Below are 18141 nucleotides of genomic sequence, written 5' to 3'. Positions count from 1 at the left end.
CTCTCTAAGTAAGGCTAGCCTAGCCTATTGTCCGGCTCGCGCGTGTTCCACCCTCCCCGCCGCAACCCGATCGGCAACTTCCGAGCCATCGACCGCGGGCCGCAGCACCCGATCCGAGAGTTCGCCCAGGCAGCTGAGATTCGGGAAGCCCGGCCCCTGGGTCAGCGCGGCCAGATTCGGCAGGTAGAGCTTGGTCTCGAGATTCGAGACCGCCAGGTCGTAGCCGACCGCCGCCTCGATCCGGGCCTGGGTCAGCGGGCCACCCACCGCCAGTTCCAGCAGATCCGCGGCATCGGTGTCGAAAAGGTCCAGGAACCACAGCGGTTGCCCACCGGTCGCATCCACCACCAGATCGAAAACGTGCAGCTCATCGGCGCGCGGTGCATTGCGCAGGGTCAATTCGACACCCTCGCCGGACTCCCGTACCCGTATCACCCGGCCCTGCAGATGATGAACCCGGTTGTCCCCCAACAGGCTCTCCTGCACCCGCACCGAGAACACCCCGCGATCGGTCCGGCGGATCACATCGCGGCGCTGCTCCAGACTCAGCCCCGCCCAACGGCCCGGATCGCTGTACAAAGCGTTCTCGAAGTAGCTCTCACCACGGGTGTAGAGCGTGGGCAGCGGCGAGATCACCGAGACCGTCAGCATTTCGTGGGCAACCAACTCGTCCAGTGCCGAACCCGCGGTCTCACCGCCGCCGATCACCGCCACCCGGGAGGAGACCGGCAGGGCGCGCCGCCCCGCCAAATCCCAGAAATCCGAGATGCTCAGCACCTTCGGATGATCGGCCAGGGCGCGCGAACTGCGGCCCGGCCCGGTGATCATCAACTCGTCCGCGTCCAACTGGATGACCACACCCTCGGCATCGGTCACCGACACCAGCCAGCCGTCGGCCGCCGGTGCGATCGAATGCACCCGGCCCCGAACCAATTCCAAGTCGATGCGATGCCCCACCCATTGCAGGTACTTGGCCCACACCGTGTGCCGCGGACTGGGCCGGCCGCGATCGATCCACTCCGCGTAGCCGCCCTGATCGACCAGGAACGAGGTCCAACTGAAGGCGTGCATGGCCTCGTTGATCTCGCGATTGCGGCCGCGCGCCCAGGTGGAGTGGTACGGGAAGCCCACATCCTTCTCCGGGCTGGTGCCGAGACGATGCCGGCCGTCGGTCCAGCCACCACTGGGCAGCCAATTGCCGCCCACCGCATGCGGCTCCACCACCACCACACGCGGGGCGGACAGCCCGAGTTGTTGCAGGACATGCGCTTTCGCGGCTACCGCGAGGGCCTTCGGGCCCGCACCGACCACCAGCAGAGTCTTCACCGGGTTCACACTCACTTTCGTTCGCAACCGCTCGGCGATCGCGTCACAGCAACCAAGGTCCCCTCCCATGTTTGCATAGGCTTACCTTATATTGCTTGGTACCGCTCGGGCACCGCCCGCGGCTCACCGCAGTGAACGATTGGATGAAATACATGATCAGCACCACCCGAAAGAAGCTGGGAGCAGCGGTTTTCGCCGCCGCGGCCGTGATCGGCGGTATCAATGTGGCGACTGTCGCACCGGCCCAGGCCGCCCCGATCGTCGCACCGGTCCGCACCGCGCAGCCGGGTCTGGGCGACCTGAACGCCAAGCTGCGCTTGGCGCTGAACCCGGACGCGTCCCGTTCGGCGCGCGCCGCCGAACTCGAAGCGGGCGAAGCGGGTCTGCCACTGCTCGATCAGGTCGGCAGCGTGATCAATACCGTTCCGAGCCTGCGCTGGACGCTCGCCGGACCGGTCGGACAGAACGGTGACACCCTCACCGCCAACCTGCAGGTCACCGTCGACGGCTACGGCACCTTCCCGAATATCGAGATGGCCTGGCGCGAGATCGACGGCACCTGGAAGCTCACCCGCGAATCCGAGTGCTCGGTCGCGTACTACGCCGGACAGTCCTGCAACCTGTGATTCGCGGCGTCGCGTAACGCCGTAATCCACTGTGTGGCAAGGCCGAGCCCCGGGTATTCCATGGAATACCCGGGGCTCGGCCCTATTCGGATCTCCGCTATGCGAGAAGTACTACACCGAAACCGATTCCAGCCGCCAACCGGTCGCGCGCGTGCGCTCATTCCAGAACCCGGCATAGCGGCCGTCCAGCGCCAGTAGCTCGGCATGGGTGCCGCGCTCGACAATGCGACCCGCCTCCATGAACAGAATCTGATCGGCGTGCGCGATGGTGGCCAGCCGGTGCGCCACCACGATCACCGTGCGATCCCGGGTCAGCTCGTGCACACCGCGCACCACCACCGCCTCGTTCTGCGGATCCAGTGCACTGGTGGCCTCGTCCAGCAGCACCACCGGGGCATCCTTGAGCAGGGCGCGGGCGATCGAAACCCGTTGGCGCTCACCACCGGACAGGGCCGCACCGCCCTCGCCTACCGCACTGTCCCAGCCCCGCGGCAGGCGCTCGGCGATCTCGTCCACCCGCGCCGCGGCGGCCGCCACCCGCACCTGCTCGTCCGTGGCCTCGGGGCGACCGGCGCGAATATTCTCCAGAATCGAACGGTTGAACAGGTAGACGTTCTGGAACACCAGGGACATCCGGCCCAGCAGTGCGCGCGAGGTCTGCTCGCGGACATCGTTGCCGCTCACCAGGACTCGGCCCGAATCAGCATCGTGGAAGCGCGCGGCCAACCGCAGCACCGTCGACTTGCCCGCACCGCTGGGGCCGACGATCGCGGTGGTGGTACCCGGTTCGACCGTGAAGGACACCCCCGAGAGCACCTGCGCGCCGGTGCGGTACGCGAAGCTCACGTTGTCGAAGACCACGCTCGGCGCGCCGGGCTCCGGATCGGAATCCGGCTGCGGCAGTGCGGGTTCGGCCAGCAATGTGGTCACCCGCTCGGCCGCCGAAACCGCCGAGCGCAGAGCCGTGCCCAACTGCGCGGCCTGATTCAACGGCTCGATGAAACGTGAGCTCACCGCCACCAGGGCGATGGCCGCGGCCGCCGAGATACCGCCGTCGGTCACCTGACCCACGACCAGGTACACCAGCACCAGGAACACCGCCTGTACGCACAGCGAAAACACCATCAGGCCGGGCACACTCGCGAACAGCAGGCCCGTGGCGGCCCTGCGCTGCCGGATCAGGGCCGCGTGCAACGCCTTGTTGCCCTCGCCCACCGCCCCGAAGGAACGCAGCACCGGCTGCGCCTGCGCGAACTCCAGCACCCGGGCATTGGCCTCGGCCGACGCCTCGTGCAACTGCTCGTCGGAGGCGGTGTACGAGCGATTCGCCCACAGGTTCACCAGATACAGCACCGGGGCCGACAGCAGCATGGCGAGCGAAATCCGCCAGTCCACGAACAACATTCCGATCGCCACACCCAGCGGGACGATCACACCGGTCAGCATCTTGGCCAGCAGGTACGCGATCAGACCCTGCACCTCGCGGACGTTCTCCACCACCAGCCGCGACAGCGCACCGGCGTGCCGGGTCTCGAACCAGCCCAGCGGCAGGGAATTCAGATGATCACCGAGCCGGGTCTGCAACCCCTGCTGCATGCCGACGCCGATGCGCAGGCCGAGCACCGCCTGGACGAAACCGAATCCGATGACACCCGCCACCGCGGCGGCCAGCCAGATGGTCCAGCGCCAAGCACCGCCGGTATCACCCTCGAACAGTGCCTCGAGCACCGGCACCAGCAGCAGGTACGCGGCGGCCTGACTCAGCGCCTGCGCGGTGATAGCGGCCAGCAATCTCGGTGTGAGCGCGGCGAACTCGCTCGGCACCAGGGCGAAAACCCTGCGAATCATCGCGTTCCCTCCAGCACCACATCCAGCGCCGCCTCATTGATCTGCCATAGTCGCTGATAGAGACCACCGGCCGCGACCAGGCTCGAATGATCGCCCTGTTCGACCAGTACGCCGTTCTCCAGCACCAGAATTCGGTCTACCCCGGTGATGGTGTGCAGTCGGTGCGCGATCACCAGCACGGTGCGGCCCGCGACCAAGGCGGCCAGCGCGTCCTGCACCGCCGCCTCGGATTCCGGATCCGCGAAGGCGGTGGCCTCGTCCAGCACCAGCACCGGGGTATCGGCGAGCAGTGCGCGGGCGATCGAAAGGCGTTGCGCCTCACCGCCGGAAAGCGTGGCGTCGACACCGATCTCGGAGTCGTAGCCGCGCGGCAGGCTCATGATCCGGTCGTGGATCTGCGCGGCACGGGCCGCCCGCTCGAGTGCGTCCGGCTCCGCGTCGGGGCGGGCCAGCAGTAGGTTGTCGCGAATACTGCCGCGGATCAGGCGCACATCCTGGAAGACGAATCCGACCGTGCGATACAGCTCCTCGGTGCTGAAGTCACGAATATCCCGGCCGCCGATGGTGATTCGACCCGCCTGCACGTCATAGAAGCGGGGCAGCAGTTTGGCCAGGGTGGACTTGCCGGAACCGCTCGGGCCGACCAGGGCGGTGAGCGTGCCCGGGGCGAGTTCCAGATCGATGCCGCGCAACACCTGATGATCGTCGCGGTAGCCGAAACTCACGCCCTCGAAACGCACCAGGCCCGCGGCGACGGGCGCGGCGGCCCGCGCCTCCGCCGATTCGGTGTCATCCGAAACCGCTGAGCTGGAAGCCAATTCGGGGGTCCGCATGAGTTCGTGCAGTCGCAGCGCCGCGTCACCGGCGGTGCGCAGGGCCTGCGCCCCGTAGCCCAGACCCATCAGCGAACTGCCCAGCCCCAGGCCGATCAGCAAGAACGGCAACACATCCAGGGGTTCGATCCACCCCGCGCCGACACCGGTCAACCCGGCCAGCACCACCAGCAGCATGACGAAGACCGGCGACACCACCGCGTCCGAGAGCGACTGCACCGAGACGATCGGCATCTTCAACCGCCGCAGACTGTCGGTCTGATGATCGACCGCGTCCTGGAAGACGCTGTGCGCCTTACCCGCCCGGCCGAACGCCCGCACCACCTGGATACCGTCCACGAACTCCACGGTCGCCTCGCGAGTGCGCTGTTCGGCGGCGTTGTAGGTGAGCATGCGCTCGCGGCCCGGCTCGTCCAGCATCCTCTTCATGCACAGCGCGTAGAGGACCAGCGGCACCAGCAGCACGAGGGTGAGCCGCCAGTCCACGATGAACAGGTAGACGAGCGTCACCAGCGGCACGGTCACCGAACCGATGAAATCCAGCCGGGCGTGCGCGACCAGATAGTGCAGCGCCTCCACATCGTCCTGGAGGTACTTCTTCACCTCCGCGGAGGTGCGATCACCGAACCAGCCCAGCGGAACCCGGGTCAATTTATCGGCGAGCAGGCGGCGCAGCGTCAGCTGGAATCCGGCATCCACCAGATGCGACCAGGTCAGCGCGACCGCCTGCAACAGGGCCCGCGCCACCAGCACGACCACCGCGACGAGCAGCAGCCGCCACACCCGATCGGTATCGACGGTGTCGTTCAACAGCTCCCGGCAGGCCGAGACGATGAGCAGGAACGGCACCACAGCGCACACCGACGCGATGGCGACCAACAGACTCGCCAGCGTCAGCACCCCGCCGACCGGAGCCAGAATCTCCTTCCGCGCCCGCGCTTCCCGCTGTTTGCGCGCCTTCGCCGCCGCCTTGTCCGGCGCGACCTCGACTGTCATCAGAAGCCCCTCACCCTTGGTTCCATCCGCCCGATCCTCACACAATTTTCGCCCGAAGGATAGGCTAGGCTAACTTTGCCATCCAGCGGGCAGTCCGTTCGGACGTGCGCGCACTGACACCGGCAAACGTCGAGTAGGCCCCTGCACCAGCGCGAATACGTCGCCGATAGGGTTCGCGGGGTGAGACGTAGGCAGCAGCCGCCGCTGGGGAAGCGGCATGGGTTGGACCCGGCGCGGTTGCGGATGCCCGAGGATGGGGAATGGGCGACCATTCGCGATCATCTCGTCGATCGATTGCCGCGGGTGGATCCGGCGCGCATCGACGCGCTGTTGCGGGAAGGCGGGATCGTGGATCTCGACGGGCCGATCGCGCCCGATGCCGCGTACGTGCCCGGCGGGGCCGTGTGGTTCCACCGGGATCTGCCCGTCGAAACCGAGGTGCCGTTCGAGATCGGCATCGTGCATCGGGACGAGAACATTCTCGTCATCGACAAACCGCACTTCCTCGCCACGATTCCGCGTGGACAGCACATATTGCAGACCGCGCTGGTGCGACTACGACGCGAACTCGAGCTACCCGATCTGGTGCCCGCGCATCGACTCGATCGCGTCACCGCCGGACTGATCCTGTTCATCGTGAATCCGGCTGTGCGCGGGGCGTATCAGACCATGTTCCACAAGCGGGTGGTGCACAAGGAGTACGAGGCCATCGCGCGCTTCGATCCCGAACTCGAACTACCACGCACGGTGATCAGCCGGATCGTCAAGGAGCGGCAGGTGCTGCGGGCCTTCGAGGAACCCGGCGAACCCAATGCCGAGACGCTGGTCGAATTGCTGGAGCAGCGCGACGGACTGGGGCGATACAATTTGAAGCCCAAGACCGGCCGCACCCATCAGCTACGACTGCATATGAATTCGCTCGGCATTCCGATTCTCGGCGACGACTTCTATCCCGACCTCACCGATAAACCGGTCGACGACTACTCACGGCCACTGCAATTGCTGGCCTGTGCGCTCGAATTCACCGACCCGATCTCACGACAGCCGCGCCGCTTCGAAACAGCCCGCACGCTGCAGGCTTGGACCGATCCGGAGGGCTGGGCAGGCGGGCCGATCCGTACCGGAGATCAGCTTTAACCACATTCGTAGTGCGTTCTAAGGATCCGTACGTACACTGGCCGGGATGTCTCAGAACGATAACGGTGCGATCGCTGCGCTCCCCGCAGCACCCGCACCCCTCCGCCACCGCCTGCACGCCTCCCTCGATGTCGCGGTCGTCGTGGTCGTTCTGATCTGCACCAATCTCATCGCGCACTTCACCACCGCCTGGGCCAGCATTGTCACCGTCCCGATTGCCGCGATTGTGCTGCTCGCCATGGTCCGCCGCCGCGGCCTCGGCTGGGCCGAACTCGGCCTGTCCCCCAGGCACTGGCGACGCGGCTCGGTCTGGGCCCTCGCCGCCGTGGGCGTGGTCCTCACCGCCGTGGCCATCGGCGCACTGCTGCCGATCACCCGCCCGTTCTTCCTGGCCGACCGCTACGCCACCATCTCCGGCGCGCTCATCGCATCGATGATCGTCATCCCCCTGCAAACGGCCATCCCCGAGGAGCTCGCCTTCCGCGGCGTCCTGCACGGCACCCTCGACCGCGCCTACGGCGCACGTGGCGTATTCGCGGCGGGCTCAATGCTTTTCGGCCTCTGGCATGTGGCCTCATCCCTGGGCCTCACCACCGGCAACAAGGGCCTGACCGGCATCCTCGGCAGCGGCGTAGCGGGGCAGATCCTCGGCATCGGCCTGGCCGTCCTCGCCACCGCCGCCGCCGGAGCCGTCTTCACCTGGCTCCGCCGCCGCAGCGGCAGCCTGCTGGCCCCCATCGCCCTGCACTGGTCGGTCAACGGCGCGGGCGCACTCGCCGCGGCCCTGGTCTGGCATACGACCCTGCGCTGAAACAGTTTTCGCCCGTGAAAAGGGGTGGACCGGCTGACCTGGGGAACAGAGGATTTGGCGGTCAGCCGGTCCGGGACGGTTCGGTGTGGTTGGGCCGCCACCGAACCGGGATCAGGAGCCCAGGAAGCCCAGGGGGCTTGCGCCGCAGGTGGCGCTGCCGGTGAGGGTGGGCTGCAGGACGTTGACCTTCAGTTCCCAGGCGGTGCCCTGGAGGGTGGAGAGGGTGTGGGTGCCGGCGCTCTTGGGGGTCCACTGGATGGTGGCTTTGCCGTTGGTCGGGCTGATCGGGCTGCCGCCGATGACCAGGCCGTTGTCGTAGAACCAGGCTTCGAACCAGTGGTCGTAGGTGGCGGTGACCTCATAGGTGCAGGCCGCGTAGATATTGCGGGCGTTCACCGACAGGCCGGTGGGGACCGCCGAGGCGTAGGGCGCGGTCAGGGCCGCCGAACAGGCCACCGCCGCCAGCGCGGTGATGCCGAATCCGGCCCGCTGGGCGATGCGCTTGTTCACGGTCGTGGTCATGTCTGGAATCTCCTCGGGTGCCAACCCCCTGCGGGTACGGTCCGGCGAACCATATCGGTTGTCCAGTTCGAGGCGTGGCACTTTCGGGAAAAAACTGAAACGCGTTTCTGTCAGAACGGCGAAAAGCCCGGTACAGCGGCCGGGCCCGCCTCCGACAGGGAGACGGGCCCGGCTGTGCTGGAACAGGATTCGCGGCTAACGGCGCGCGGAATCAGAGGCGGGCTGCGCCCACTGCTGCTCATTCCACTCCGCCTGCGGATCGGCATCACCACCGTGACCCGGCCACCACGCCTTGCGACCGATCAGCGCGGTCACCGACGGGGTGAAGAACATCGCCATCACGAAGGCCGCGATACCGATGCCCACCGAGATGGCGAAACCCATCTGGGACAGGGCGTTGTTGCCCGCCAGCATCATCGAGGCGAAGGTGCCCGCCAGGATCAGACCGGCGGCGGCGATGGTCGGGCCGGTGTGCTTGACCGCCTCGGCCGCGGCCCGATGCGGATCGTGACCCTCGCGGGCCTCCTCCCGCAATCGCGCCACCATGAGGATGTTGTAGTCCGTCCCGAGGGCGACCACGAACAGATACATGATCAGCGGCAAAGTGAAGATCAGACCCGAATTGCCTTGCAGGTGCTGGAAAACCAGCACCGCGGCGCCGAGCGTGGCGGCGAACCCGAGGAACACCGACGCGATCAGATACCAGGGCGCCACCAGACTGCGCAGCAGCAGACCCAGCACCAGCATGATCAGCACCGCGGCCACCGGGAACACCACCGCGTAATCACGATTCATCGCGGCCTTGAAGTCCACGAAGATCGAGGTCATACCGCCGACCACGGCCTTGGCGCCCTCCGGTGCGGCCGAATGCGCGACATCACGCAGCGGGCCCTGCACCGTCTTCAATGCCGCATCGGACTCCGGAGCGTCATTGAGCGTCACCTGGTATTCGGCGATCTCCTGGTTCTCCGACAGCTTCGGCTCGGAGACCTGACCCACACCGGAGATACCGGTCAGCGCGGTGCGATAGGTGCTCAGCTGGTCGGCCGTGAGCGCAGTGCCCTCCGAACTCAGATAGACCTGCGACGGCTGGGTCGTGCCCGCGGGCATGCCCTTGAGCAATTCCTTGCTGTAGACCGTGGATTCGGAGGTGTCCGAGGTCGAACTCGAACTCAGATCGAAGGTCGGATTGAAGCCGAGCGCGACCACGCCCAGGGCCACCAGCAGACCACCCGAAACCAGCGCGTACAGCCCCGGACGCCGACCCAGCGAGCCGCCGACCGCCGCGAAACGCGCACCCGTCGGCTCCTGCTGCCACGCCTTCGACGGCCAGAACACCTTGGTGCCCAACAGCGAAACGATCGCCGGAACCAGGGTCAGACCCGCCAGCAGCGCCACCGCGACGGCAATGGCCAGCGCCGGACCGAGCGAACGGAACATGCCCAGCGTCGACAGCATGAGCGCGCCGAAGGCGATGATCACCGCGGCCGCGGCCGAACTGATCGCCTCACCCACCCGGGTCACCGCGCTGACCATGGCGGTCTTGGGATCCTCACCGGCACGCAAGCGCTCCCGATACCGGAACATCAGGAACAGGATGTAGTCCGTGCCGACACCGAACAACACCACCACCAGCAGTGACTGCACGGAACTGTCGACCTTGAGATCGAAAGCCTTGGACACCATGGCGATCAGACCGTTGACCGCCATCGAGATGGCGCCGATCACCAGAATCGGCAGCAGCGCGATGACCGGGCTGCGGAAGATCACCAGCAGCAGCACCAGAATCAGCACGATGGTCGCGATACCGATGATGGCCAGCGCCTTGTTACCCGAATCCTGCTGATCCAGCGTCTGCGCCGCCTGCCCGGTGACACCCGCCTTCAGGTCCGAACCCTCGACCGTCTCCTTCAGAGCGGTGCGCAGATCCTTCACCGCATCGGTCTGCCGCGTATCATTCGGGCTGGTGACCTTGATCATCTGCACCGCGACGACATCGACGAGCTTGTTCTCCGAGACCGGCATTGCCGCGATCGCGGTGACGTCCTTGATCTTTCGCTCGGTGAGCTTGGTCGCAGCCGCCTGCACGGTGGCCGCATCGGCCTCGGTCAGCGGTGCGCCGTCGGCGCGCTCGAAGACGATGAGCGCGGACGGGGTGGCACTGTTGGGGAAGGCCTTCTCCTGAGTCTGCATCGCCCGGATGGACTCGTAGTGCGAAGGGAGGAAGTCGGCCTGATCCGTGGTTGCGGTGAGTTTGGGCGCCGTGGCGGCGATGGCGACAATGGCGATAAGCCAGACGCCGATAACCAGCCACGGCTGCTTGACGACAAAGCGTCCCAGTCGGGAGAACATGCGGGAGAAGTCCTTTCGGGGTTCGGCCGCGCTATTCAGATATCGAGGTCGTGCGAGGCCGGGTTCGACACCACATCGGCGGCGATCCGGAAGGCCTTGGCGGGGACACGCTCGCGCAACTCGTCCAGCGAGTCGACGATGTCCAGAGTGAAGTCCCCGTACCCATCCTTACCAAGGCCAAGCAGTTCGCGCCAGTTCTTAAACTCCTTGACCCAGTGGGTGATAGGTGAAAAGTCGGACTGATCGGAATTGCGGCGCGCGGTGATGAAGTCGGCGCGAACGGAGTTGTACGCCTGCTTGGTCGCCTGCTGGAAATCCGACCATTCGACGTACTGACGGTGCACGACGAACTTGCCCTTCCGGCTGAGGTAGACGTTGATCACCTCGGTGCCGACCTTGGTGACCTGCTGCGATTCGGCCAGCAGCCGGCCGACGAAGCTCTGTGTGCGACCGCCGCCGGGACCCACGCGCAGTTCGATGCGGCTCATACCCTCGGGAAGATCCTCGGTGCCGACAGCGCTCCGGGCGGGCTCGTCGCCCTCGGGCTTGTGCATGTCGATGTCCATGACGTACTCCAATTCTCGCATGCGTCAACCTTAGGTTGACTTTTATTTGATAGTCAACCATCGGTTGACGTTCTTCACATTCATTGATGCGTATATAGGCATGCATCTACAACGTGCCGTCATGGATTGAGATGCACTGTGCCGCAACGGGTTCGATTACCGATGACCATCAGCGGGCGGCTTCATCGCCGCCCGCAATCACTATAAGTAGACGTATACGTATAGCGCAACCCTGAATCGACCCTGAGATATCCCCAGATCGACCCCGATGATCAGCGGCCGCGCCGCTTACCCGGCTTCTGCACTGCCCCACCACGTTTCGCGGGTGCGGGCTTCTTCCCGCCGACCGGCTTCTTCGCACCCCGCACCGGCATCTTGGCCTGCGGCTTCTTCGAATCCTGACCGGACGGCGAGCGCGAACTGCGCGCGGACCGGCCGCGCACCACGCCGACGAACTCCTCCACCAGTTCGGTGGTGCGCTCCTGCGGCCAGGCCAGCGCGATCTCCGTCGTCGGCACATCGGTGACAGTCCGGTAGACGAGATCCTTGCGGGCATGCAGCCGGGCGATCGAATGCGGCACGATGGCCGCACCGCTCACCGCGGCCACCATCTCCATGGTCATGGCCGCCTCATCCAGATCGGCGGCGTCCTGCATCCGCTCATCGGCCAGCTCGAGCGTGCTCACCTGCTCGAACACCGAGATCGGATGATCCTTGGGCACCACCACCACCGGCAGTTCGCGATACAGCGGAATGGCGCTCATCCCCTCGCGATCGATGGGCAGGCGCACGAACGCCATATCGACCACGCCCGCGCGCAGCGCCGATTCCTGATCACGCATGGGGATCGCCAGCATCTCCAACGGCAGCTCCGGGAAGCGCTCACGCCAGATGCGCTCCCATTTGGTGACCGTCACGCCGGGGACGAATCCCACGCGCAGGCGCTCACCCTCGTCCTCGGCCGCGCGCGCGGGCTCCTCGACCACATTCGCGAGAATCTCGCGAGCCGCGGTCAACAGCTCCTCGCCGTCGGCCGTGAGCTGGGTGGGTTGTGCGCCCGGTACGAAGAGTTTGGCGCCGAGCTCCTCCTCGAGCTCGATGACCGTCCGGCTCAAACGCTGCCGGGAAATCCCCATGGCCTGTGCGGCACGGGCGAAGTGCAACTCCTCCGCAACCCCGGCGAACCAGCGCAGACGCGTGACATCGATCGACTCGAACCGGCTCATTCCACCCAGGTTATTGCACTGGCATCCGATAACCGCACCGCGCGGCCGGTTCACCCCACCCGGCCCGATACCCTTGACCGGTGAGCCCGGACAAGAACGCCCAAACCATGAAGCCGCTGACCGCGGCCGCCAAACTCGGTATCTACCTCCCCGCAACCCCCGAGGAGTTCCGGAACTCACCCGTCACCCGCGCCCAGCTGGAGCAGTTGCGCACCGATCCGCCGCAGTGGCTGCGGGATCTGCACCGGGACGGACCCTTCCCGCGCGATGTGGTCGCCCGCAAACTCGGCATCTCCAACTCCGGCCTGGGCCGCGCCGGGGTCGAGGACGCCATGACCACCGCGCAGATCGACGAGCTCCTTGCGAACCCGCCCGAGTGGCTGCTGCGCGAACGCGAGAACTACGCCGAGGTCCGCAAGGAAGCCGAGCGCGTCAAGGCGAAAGAGGCCGCCCGCCGCGCAGCGACCAACCGGCCCGCCAAGCGCTGGTAGTCCCCGCCACATCCCGGGTTGTCGTAACCCCGCCATCCCGGGTTGCCGCACCCCCGTCCCGGGTTGTCGTTCCCCCATCCCGGGTTGTCGTTCCCCCATCCCGGGTTGTCGTTCCCCCATCCCGGGTTGTCGCACCCCCGTCACGGGTTGTCGCACCCCCGTCACGGGTTGTCGCACTCCCATCCCGGGTTGTCGCACTCCCATCCCGGGTCGTCGCACCCCCATCCCGGGTCGTCGTGCCCCCGTCATCCCGGCATGCTCTTGGCCGGGATCCACACCTTCGACGCTCCAACACGTTCAGTGGATCCCCGCCGAGAACCCGCCGGAATGACGACGCTGAAGGCTCACAGTCGGCGCAGCACTCGATCCACCAGATCGGGGGCCGCGCCGAGGTAGTTTTCCGGGCGCAGTAGGTCGTTGAGTTCCACCGGGCTCAAATGCATTGCGATATCCGGGGATTCGGCCAATATCTCCGCCAGCGGACGCGCCGTGGACTGCGATTCGTAGGACGCCGATTGCAGGGTCTTCTTCGCGACCGGCTTCCCCAGCAGCGGAGCCAACCGGATGGAGAGCCGCTCGGAGACGATCTGTCCCTTGGTGAGCGTGAGATTCGCGGTCATCCGGTCGGCGTCGGCGGTGAGACCGGCGGCCAACTCCACCGCGGTATGCGCGGCGCCACCCACCAGCAGCAGACATTCGCGCAGCGGCTGCCATTCGGCATGCCAGGCGCCCGCAGGCCGCTCGTCCTCGGCCAGCAGCGCGCCGAACAGCGTCGAGGCCAGCGCCGGGGTTTGCAGGGCGGCCGCGCGAATCATGGTGCTCAGCACAGGATTTCGCTTCTGCGGCATGGCCGACGACGCACCGCGTCCCTCGGCGGAGGGCTCGTAGAGTTCGGCCACCTCGGTGCGGGACTGGGAGATGACATCCACCGCCATCTTGCCGAGCACGCCCGCGGTGAGCGCCAGCGCGGACGCCAGATCGGCGATGGGTGTGCGCACCGAATGCCACGGCGTCGCGCTCACGCCCAGGGACAGTTCGGCGGCGAACTCCGCGCTCAACCGCTCCACGATCTCCCCGCTCGGCGCGAGGGCCAACTCGGACGCACCGCAGCGCGCGCATTCGATATACGAGGCCAAAGTGCCCGCCGCACCGCCCAATTGCACGGGCAGCCCGGTGCGCACCTGGCACAGCCGCTCACGCGCGTCGAGAATGCCCTGCATCCACACCGCCACCTTCGCGCCGAAGGTGGTCGGCACCGCCTGCATGGCCAGGGTGCGACCGGCGATCGGCGTACTGCGGTGCCGCCGCGCCAATTCGGCCAGCGAACCCAGAATGCGGTTCAGATCCGCGATCACCACCGAGAGCACCCGCGCCGCGATCACCATGGTCGCGGTATCGAGAATGTCCTGACTGGTGGAGCCGTAGTGCACATAGTTCGCACTCACCGGATCGATATCGGCGACCGCGCGATGCAGCCGCTCCACGAGGCACACCACCGGATTCGCCGCTCCCCGTGCGGCTTCCGCGATCTCCCGGGCATCGAGGCGATGATCGCGCACCGCCATGGCGATATGCTCGGGCACCACCTCCGGCACCATGCCCAGGCGGGCCTGCGCCCGCGCGAGCGCCACCTCCACCTCCACCATGGCCTCGATCCAGGCATCGTCGCCGAGCAGGGATTCCACCGGCGCGCCCACGCCCACCGGGGACAGCAGACCGTATTCGATCGCCATATCGTCTTGCCCTTCCAGAGGATTCGCGGACCGCTCATAGCGGTGCGTGGTGAGAATCTCGCGGGCGATACCGTCGCCGTCCGCCAGCGTCACCGAATTCACGCCCGGCCGCGGACCGGCCGCGGTCACCCAGCGCACCGATTCGGTGGGCACACCGAAGGCATAGCGGCGCTGATGAATTCGGCCCGCGCCATCGATCAGATGATGGGTATTGGGTGCGAGCGCCAGACCGCCGGTGCGATAGTCGCTGCCATCGGGGGAGGCGATGGTGAAACCGCTGACGTCCTTGCGGCCCAGCAGATTACGCAGCAGCGGATCCGCGGTGCGGCGCAGATCGGGAGCGGGCAGCCAGGCGTCGATCAGATGACGGCCACGCACGAGCGAACCTGCCACCTGCGGCGACTCCGCCGCGAACAGGCGACGACCGGGGTCCACGCGCAGGCGCATACCCGGGCCGATGACCCGCAGCACGCCCGCGCGAATCAGCGCCGCCATTTCTGCGATGCGACTGGCGGGCGGGCCGATGGAGAGGAAGGCGTTCATGGGGGTGTACCAGCGGTCCAGGTCATCGCGGTAGGACGAACCCGCGATACCGCCGTGGTCGACCACCAGGCGGACCTCATTGCGCAGATCGCGCAGGACATCCAGGGCCGATTTCACCGGGCCGCGCACATTGCCCAGGCGGGCCTCGCGGACATCGGCGTCGAGATAGCCGAGCAGCCAGTCGTGGAAATCGTCGGGATCGGTGAAGGCGCGACCGCCGGTGGGGTCGACGAGGGTGGACCAATCCCACCGCTCGTCCTCGCGAAGATGGAAGCGCTGCAACAACTCCGCGGTCTCGGCGGCCGCCGCGGCATTGAGATAGCGGTCCCGGAAGGACTCCAGCCGCTGCGGGCTCAGCCGTTCGGCCAGGATGGCCGAGTAGTAGACCGATTCGACCTCGCGGGCGATCAGCGGCCACACATCGTGCCGGAACGACACATCACCGAATTTGCGTGAGCGGCCGCGCAATCGGGCAATGCGCTCGGGGGTCAGCAGCATCGGCGCGTACCGGCCGTCCACCCCCTTCTGATTCTCCCCGCGCGCGTGATGGGGTACGCCGCGCCGGCAGCCCGCCATGATCACCGGCTCCCGGCCCGAGGCCACGTACTCCAGGCCCGCGTCGCACTCCTTGAAACAGCCGCCGCGACCTACGGTCAGCAGCGTCAGATAGTCGAAGAAGGTGAGGCCGAGGCCGCGAATCAGCACCGGTTCGCGCTCGGGAATGCGGGCGGTATCGATATCGGCGGCATTGGCCGGGGCCACGTAATCGAGGCCGAGGCGGCGCGCCGAATCGGGCAGCGAGCCGGGCTCCCGCGGCGGCTCCTCCCCCAGATGCCCCTGGCTGAGCACCACGGCGTGCAGACCGCACAGGCGTTCGCCGGTGCTGAGGTCGAGTTCCTGTAACCCACCCGGGCCGTCTCGCAGATCGATTGCGGTAGCCACAATTTCGCGAGTATGCGCCCATTCGGCATAGCGGTCGCGGGTGCGTTCGAATGCCCAGCGCAGATAATGGCCGTAGAAGTAGCGCGGCGGATAGGTATCCGCGCGGATGCGCAGGGCTTCGCGATACGCACCGGAGGGCAGTCCGGCGAAATTGCCTATCTTGGCGAGGAAATTGGACCATTCGTACAAACTGGGCCCTCGATCCACCGGACCCGCCATCTCCACCGTATCGTCGGTGAAGATGGTGACCTGCTCGGCAACCGTGTTCATCAGCAGCTGAGCCGGTTGATCGGTGCGCCAAACCGCGCCCGTGCCAACCCTTTTCGAGTCTATGAGAATCAGTTCCACACCGGCACAACTACCGAGCTGCCGAGCATTCGCGCAAATACGTTCGAAGACATTCAGACCGCGAGGTCCCATTCCGACTATCGCAATACGAACAACATTATCGAGCATTCACTCACCGATCGCGCCCGAGGATCCGTGCCCGGTAGCGGGCACTTCGCCGAGGGTAGCAATGCGATAAATCCCATACAAGAACGCGCGGTACGGAATACGGCCGTGAACAATCCCATGAGCCGCAAACGCCTGTTGCTGCCGCATGCCGTCGAATCGCCGCACATTCCCACCTGATCAGGTGAAACACCGCCCTCCGCGGCGCTTCGGACGATTCGGCGGCCGAAACCGGTCATACCCGCGCGCTACCGTGGATGGCATGACACTGACGTTGGAAGAACGACAGAGTTTCCTCGCCCAACCACACATCGGCGCTTTGGCGGTCAATGACGAGCCGGGTCGAGCACCGCTGAACGTCCCCATCTGGTACCGGTACGAACCGGGCGGTGAGCTGTGGTTCCTCACCGGTCCAGAGTCGCGGAAGATGCGGCGGCTGAAGGAATCCGGCCGCTTCAGCATTATGGCGCAGGTGCTGGAGCCGAGCGTCCGCTACGTCACGGCGGAGGGCCCGATCACCCGCATCACCCCCATCACCGATGCGATGCACCGCGAGATGGCAGCCCACTACATGTCCCCCGAACAGGTCGAGGGCTATATGAAACAGGCCGACGCCATCGGTGAGCAGGTGGCCGTCTACATGACACCCGAACACTGGCTATCGGCCGATCTGGGCTCTTTCTGACCCCTCGCGCGCGGCGGCCCTGCCCGATGAAACGACGAAGGCCCGCCTCCACGGGGGAAGCGGGCCTTCGTATTTCGACTGTCATCGAGGTGGAGCAGACCTTACTTGGCCTTCTCCAGCACCTCGACCAGACGCCAGCGCTTGGTGGCGGACAGCGGACGGGTCTCCATCAGCTGCACGCGGTCACCGATACCGGCGATCTCGTTCTCGTCGTGCGCCTTGACCTTCGAGGTGGTGCGGATGATCTTGCCGTAAAGCTTGTGCTTCACGCGATCTTCCAGCTCGACCACGATGGTCTTGGTCATCTTGTCGGAAACAACGTAGCCGATGCGCACTTTGCGCTGGCCACGCTCTTCTGCCTTGGCCGGCGTCTTGGCCGGGCCCTTTACGTCGCTCATGCGGCGTCTCCCTTGCCTTCAGGACCGGAGGCCAGGCCGAGCTCGCGCTCCCGCATGACCGTGTAGATGCGCGCGATCTCGTGGCGGACCACACGCAGACGACGATTGTTGGTCAGCTGACCGGTCGCCATCTGGAAGCGCAGGTTGAACAGCTCTTCCTTGCCTTCACGCAGTTTCGCGACGAGCTCCTCTTCGGTCAGCTCGCGCAGCTCTGCAGCCGGAGTTCCGGTAGCCATCAGAACTGCTCCTCTCGCGTCACGATCCTGCACTTCATGGGGAGCTTGTGCATCGCGCGGCGCAGGGCCTCACGAGCGGTCTCCTCATTCGGGTAAGACATCTCGAACATGACCCGTCCGGGCTTCACGTTCGCGATCCACCACTCCGGCGAACCCTTACCGGAACCCATGCGGGTTTCGGCCGGCTTCTTGGTGAGCGGGCGATCGGGGTAGATGTTGATCCAGATCTTGCCGCCACGCTTGATGTGGCGGGTCATCGCGATACGCGCCGACTCGATCTGACGGTTGGTCACGTAAGCGGGCTCCAGAGCCTGGATGCCGTACTCACCGAAGGAAACCGCCGTGCCGCCCTTGGACATGCCCGAACGGCTGGGGTGATGCTGCTTACGGTGCTTGACCTTGCGAGGCATCAACATA

General features: G+C 66.2%; 16 protein-coding genes. 5 read left to right on the top strand and 11 right to left on the bottom strand.

Features of this window, described 5'->3' with window-relative positions:
• Positions 1-24: 24 nt before the first annotated feature.
• Positions 25-1326 (bottom strand): FAD/NAD(P)-binding protein, encoded by a 1302-nt coding sequence (locus NA10_RS22500; RefSeq protein WP_067571171.1) that lies wholly within the window; start codon positions 1324-1326, stop codon positions 25-27.
• 152 nt (positions 1327-1478) lie between these two features.
• On the opposite strand from NA10_RS22500, the gene NA10_RS22495 reads away from it, so the two are divergent.
• Complete coding sequence (locus tag NA10_RS22495) at positions 1479-1952, top strand: MTB12 C-terminal domain-containing protein (protein WP_067571169.1); 474 nt, start codon at positions 1479-1481, stop codon at positions 1950-1952.
• A 111-nt stretch (positions 1953-2063) separates the two neighbouring features.
• On the opposite strand, the gene NA10_RS22490 is transcribed toward NA10_RS22495, so the two are convergent.
• Positions 2064-3800: an ABC transporter ATP-binding protein gene (locus NA10_RS22490; RefSeq protein ID WP_067571146.1), complete on the bottom strand. Its 1737-nt coding sequence runs from the start codon at positions 3798-3800 to the stop codon at positions 2064-2066.
• Positions 3797-5629, bottom strand: a complete 1833-nt coding sequence (locus tag NA10_RS22485) for an ABC transporter ATP-binding protein (RefSeq protein WP_067571144.1) — start codon at positions 5627-5629, stop codon at positions 3797-3799. Before NA10_RS22485 ends, NA10_RS22490 begins: the two co-directional genes overlap by 4 nt.
• A gap of 180 nt (positions 5630-5809) precedes the next feature.
• Between NA10_RS22485 and NA10_RS22480 the strand changes: the two genes are divergently transcribed.
• Together NA10_RS22480 and NA10_RS22475 are read left to right on the top strand one after the other, a co-directional pair.
• Positions 5810-6766 (top strand): RluA family pseudouridine synthase, encoded by a 957-nt coding sequence (locus NA10_RS22480; protein ID WP_067571142.1) that lies wholly within the window; start codon positions 5810-5812, stop codon positions 6764-6766.
• A 46-nt stretch (positions 6767-6812) separates the two neighbouring features.
• A complete protein-coding gene (locus NA10_RS22475) occupies positions 6813-7577 on the top strand; it encodes a CPBP family intramembrane glutamic endopeptidase (RefSeq protein ID WP_084515131.1) in 765 nt (254 codons plus the stop codon).
• Positions 7578-7688: 111 nt separating this feature from the next.
• On the opposite strand, the gene NA10_RS22470 is transcribed toward NA10_RS22475, so the two are convergent.
• From NA10_RS22470 to NA10_RS22455, 4 genes are all read right to left on the bottom strand, one after another.
• Entirely contained in the window at positions 7689-8099 is a 411-nt protein-coding gene (locus NA10_RS22470) for a hypothetical protein (RefSeq protein ID WP_067571165.1), read from the bottom strand.
• 195 nt (positions 8100-8294) lie between these two features.
• Positions 8295-10451, bottom strand: a complete 2157-nt coding sequence (locus NA10_RS22465) for an MMPL family transporter (RefSeq protein ID WP_067571140.1) — start codon at positions 10449-10451, stop codon at positions 8295-8297.
• 35 nt (positions 10452-10486) lie between these two features.
• A complete protein-coding gene (locus tag NA10_RS22460) occupies positions 10487-11038 on the bottom strand; it encodes an EXLDI protein (RefSeq protein WP_067571138.1) in 552 nt (183 codons plus the stop codon).
• A gap of 251 nt (positions 11039-11289) precedes the next feature.
• The gene (locus tag NA10_RS22455) at positions 11290-12243 is read right to left on the bottom strand and encodes a LysR family transcriptional regulator (RefSeq protein ID WP_067571135.1); all 954 of its coding nucleotides are present in this window, start codon (positions 12241-12243) and stop codon (positions 11290-11292) included.
• Between the two features lie 80 nt (positions 12244-12323).
• Between NA10_RS22455 and NA10_RS22450 the strand changes: the two genes are divergently transcribed.
• Positions 12324-12734 carry a DUF5997 family protein gene (locus NA10_RS22450; protein ID WP_067571133.1) on the top strand — a complete coding sequence of 137 codons (411 nt, stop codon included), beginning with the start codon at positions 12324-12326 and terminating at the stop codon, positions 12732-12734.
• Between the two features lie 344 nt (positions 12735-13078).
• Here the strand turns inward: NA10_RS22450 and NA10_RS38800 are convergent, their stop codons facing one another.
• Positions 13079-16372 (bottom strand): 3-carboxy-cis,cis-muconate cycloisomerase family FAD/NAD(P)-binding protein, encoded by a 3294-nt coding sequence (locus tag NA10_RS38800; RefSeq protein ID WP_245677654.1) that lies wholly within the window; start codon positions 16370-16372, stop codon positions 13079-13081.
• Between the two features lie 295 nt (positions 16373-16667).
• Here NA10_RS38800 and NA10_RS22435 point away from each other — a divergent pair, with 295 nt between their 5' ends.
• Complete coding sequence (locus NA10_RS22435) at positions 16668-17090, top strand: pyridoxamine 5'-phosphate oxidase family protein (protein ID WP_067571129.1); 423 nt, start codon at positions 16668-16670, stop codon at positions 17088-17090.
• A 101-nt stretch (positions 17091-17191) separates the two neighbouring features.
• On the opposite strand, the gene rpsQ is transcribed toward NA10_RS22435, so the two are convergent.
• From rpsQ to rplP, 3 genes are read right to left on the bottom strand one after another with little or no spacing between them, the layout of a single operon-like run.
• On the bottom strand, positions 17192-17488 hold the full coding sequence (gene rpsQ, locus NA10_RS22430) for a 30S ribosomal protein S17 (RefSeq protein WP_067571127.1): 297 nt from the start codon (positions 17486-17488) through the stop codon (positions 17192-17194).
• Positions 17485-17724 (bottom strand): 50S ribosomal protein L29, encoded by a 240-nt coding sequence (gene rpmC, locus NA10_RS22425; RefSeq protein WP_067571125.1) that lies wholly within the window; start codon positions 17722-17724, stop codon positions 17485-17487. Before rpmC ends, rpsQ begins: the two co-directional genes overlap by 4 nt.
• Positions 17724-18140, bottom strand: a complete 417-nt coding sequence (rplP, locus tag NA10_RS22420; protein WP_067571123.1) for a 50S ribosomal protein L16 — start codon at positions 18138-18140, stop codon at positions 17724-17726. Before rplP ends, rpmC begins: the two co-directional genes overlap by 1 nt.
• Between the last annotated feature and the right edge of the window lies 1 nt (position 18141).

This window comes from Nocardia acidivorans NBRC 108247, assembly GCF_001625085.1.
GTDB classification, from domain to species: domain Bacteria; phylum Actinomycetota; class Actinomycetes; order Mycobacteriales; family Mycobacteriaceae; genus Nocardia; species Nocardia acidivorans.
The sequence above is the reverse complement of the archived record's forward strand: the minus strand, read 5'-3'. Positions and strand labels throughout refer to the sequence as shown.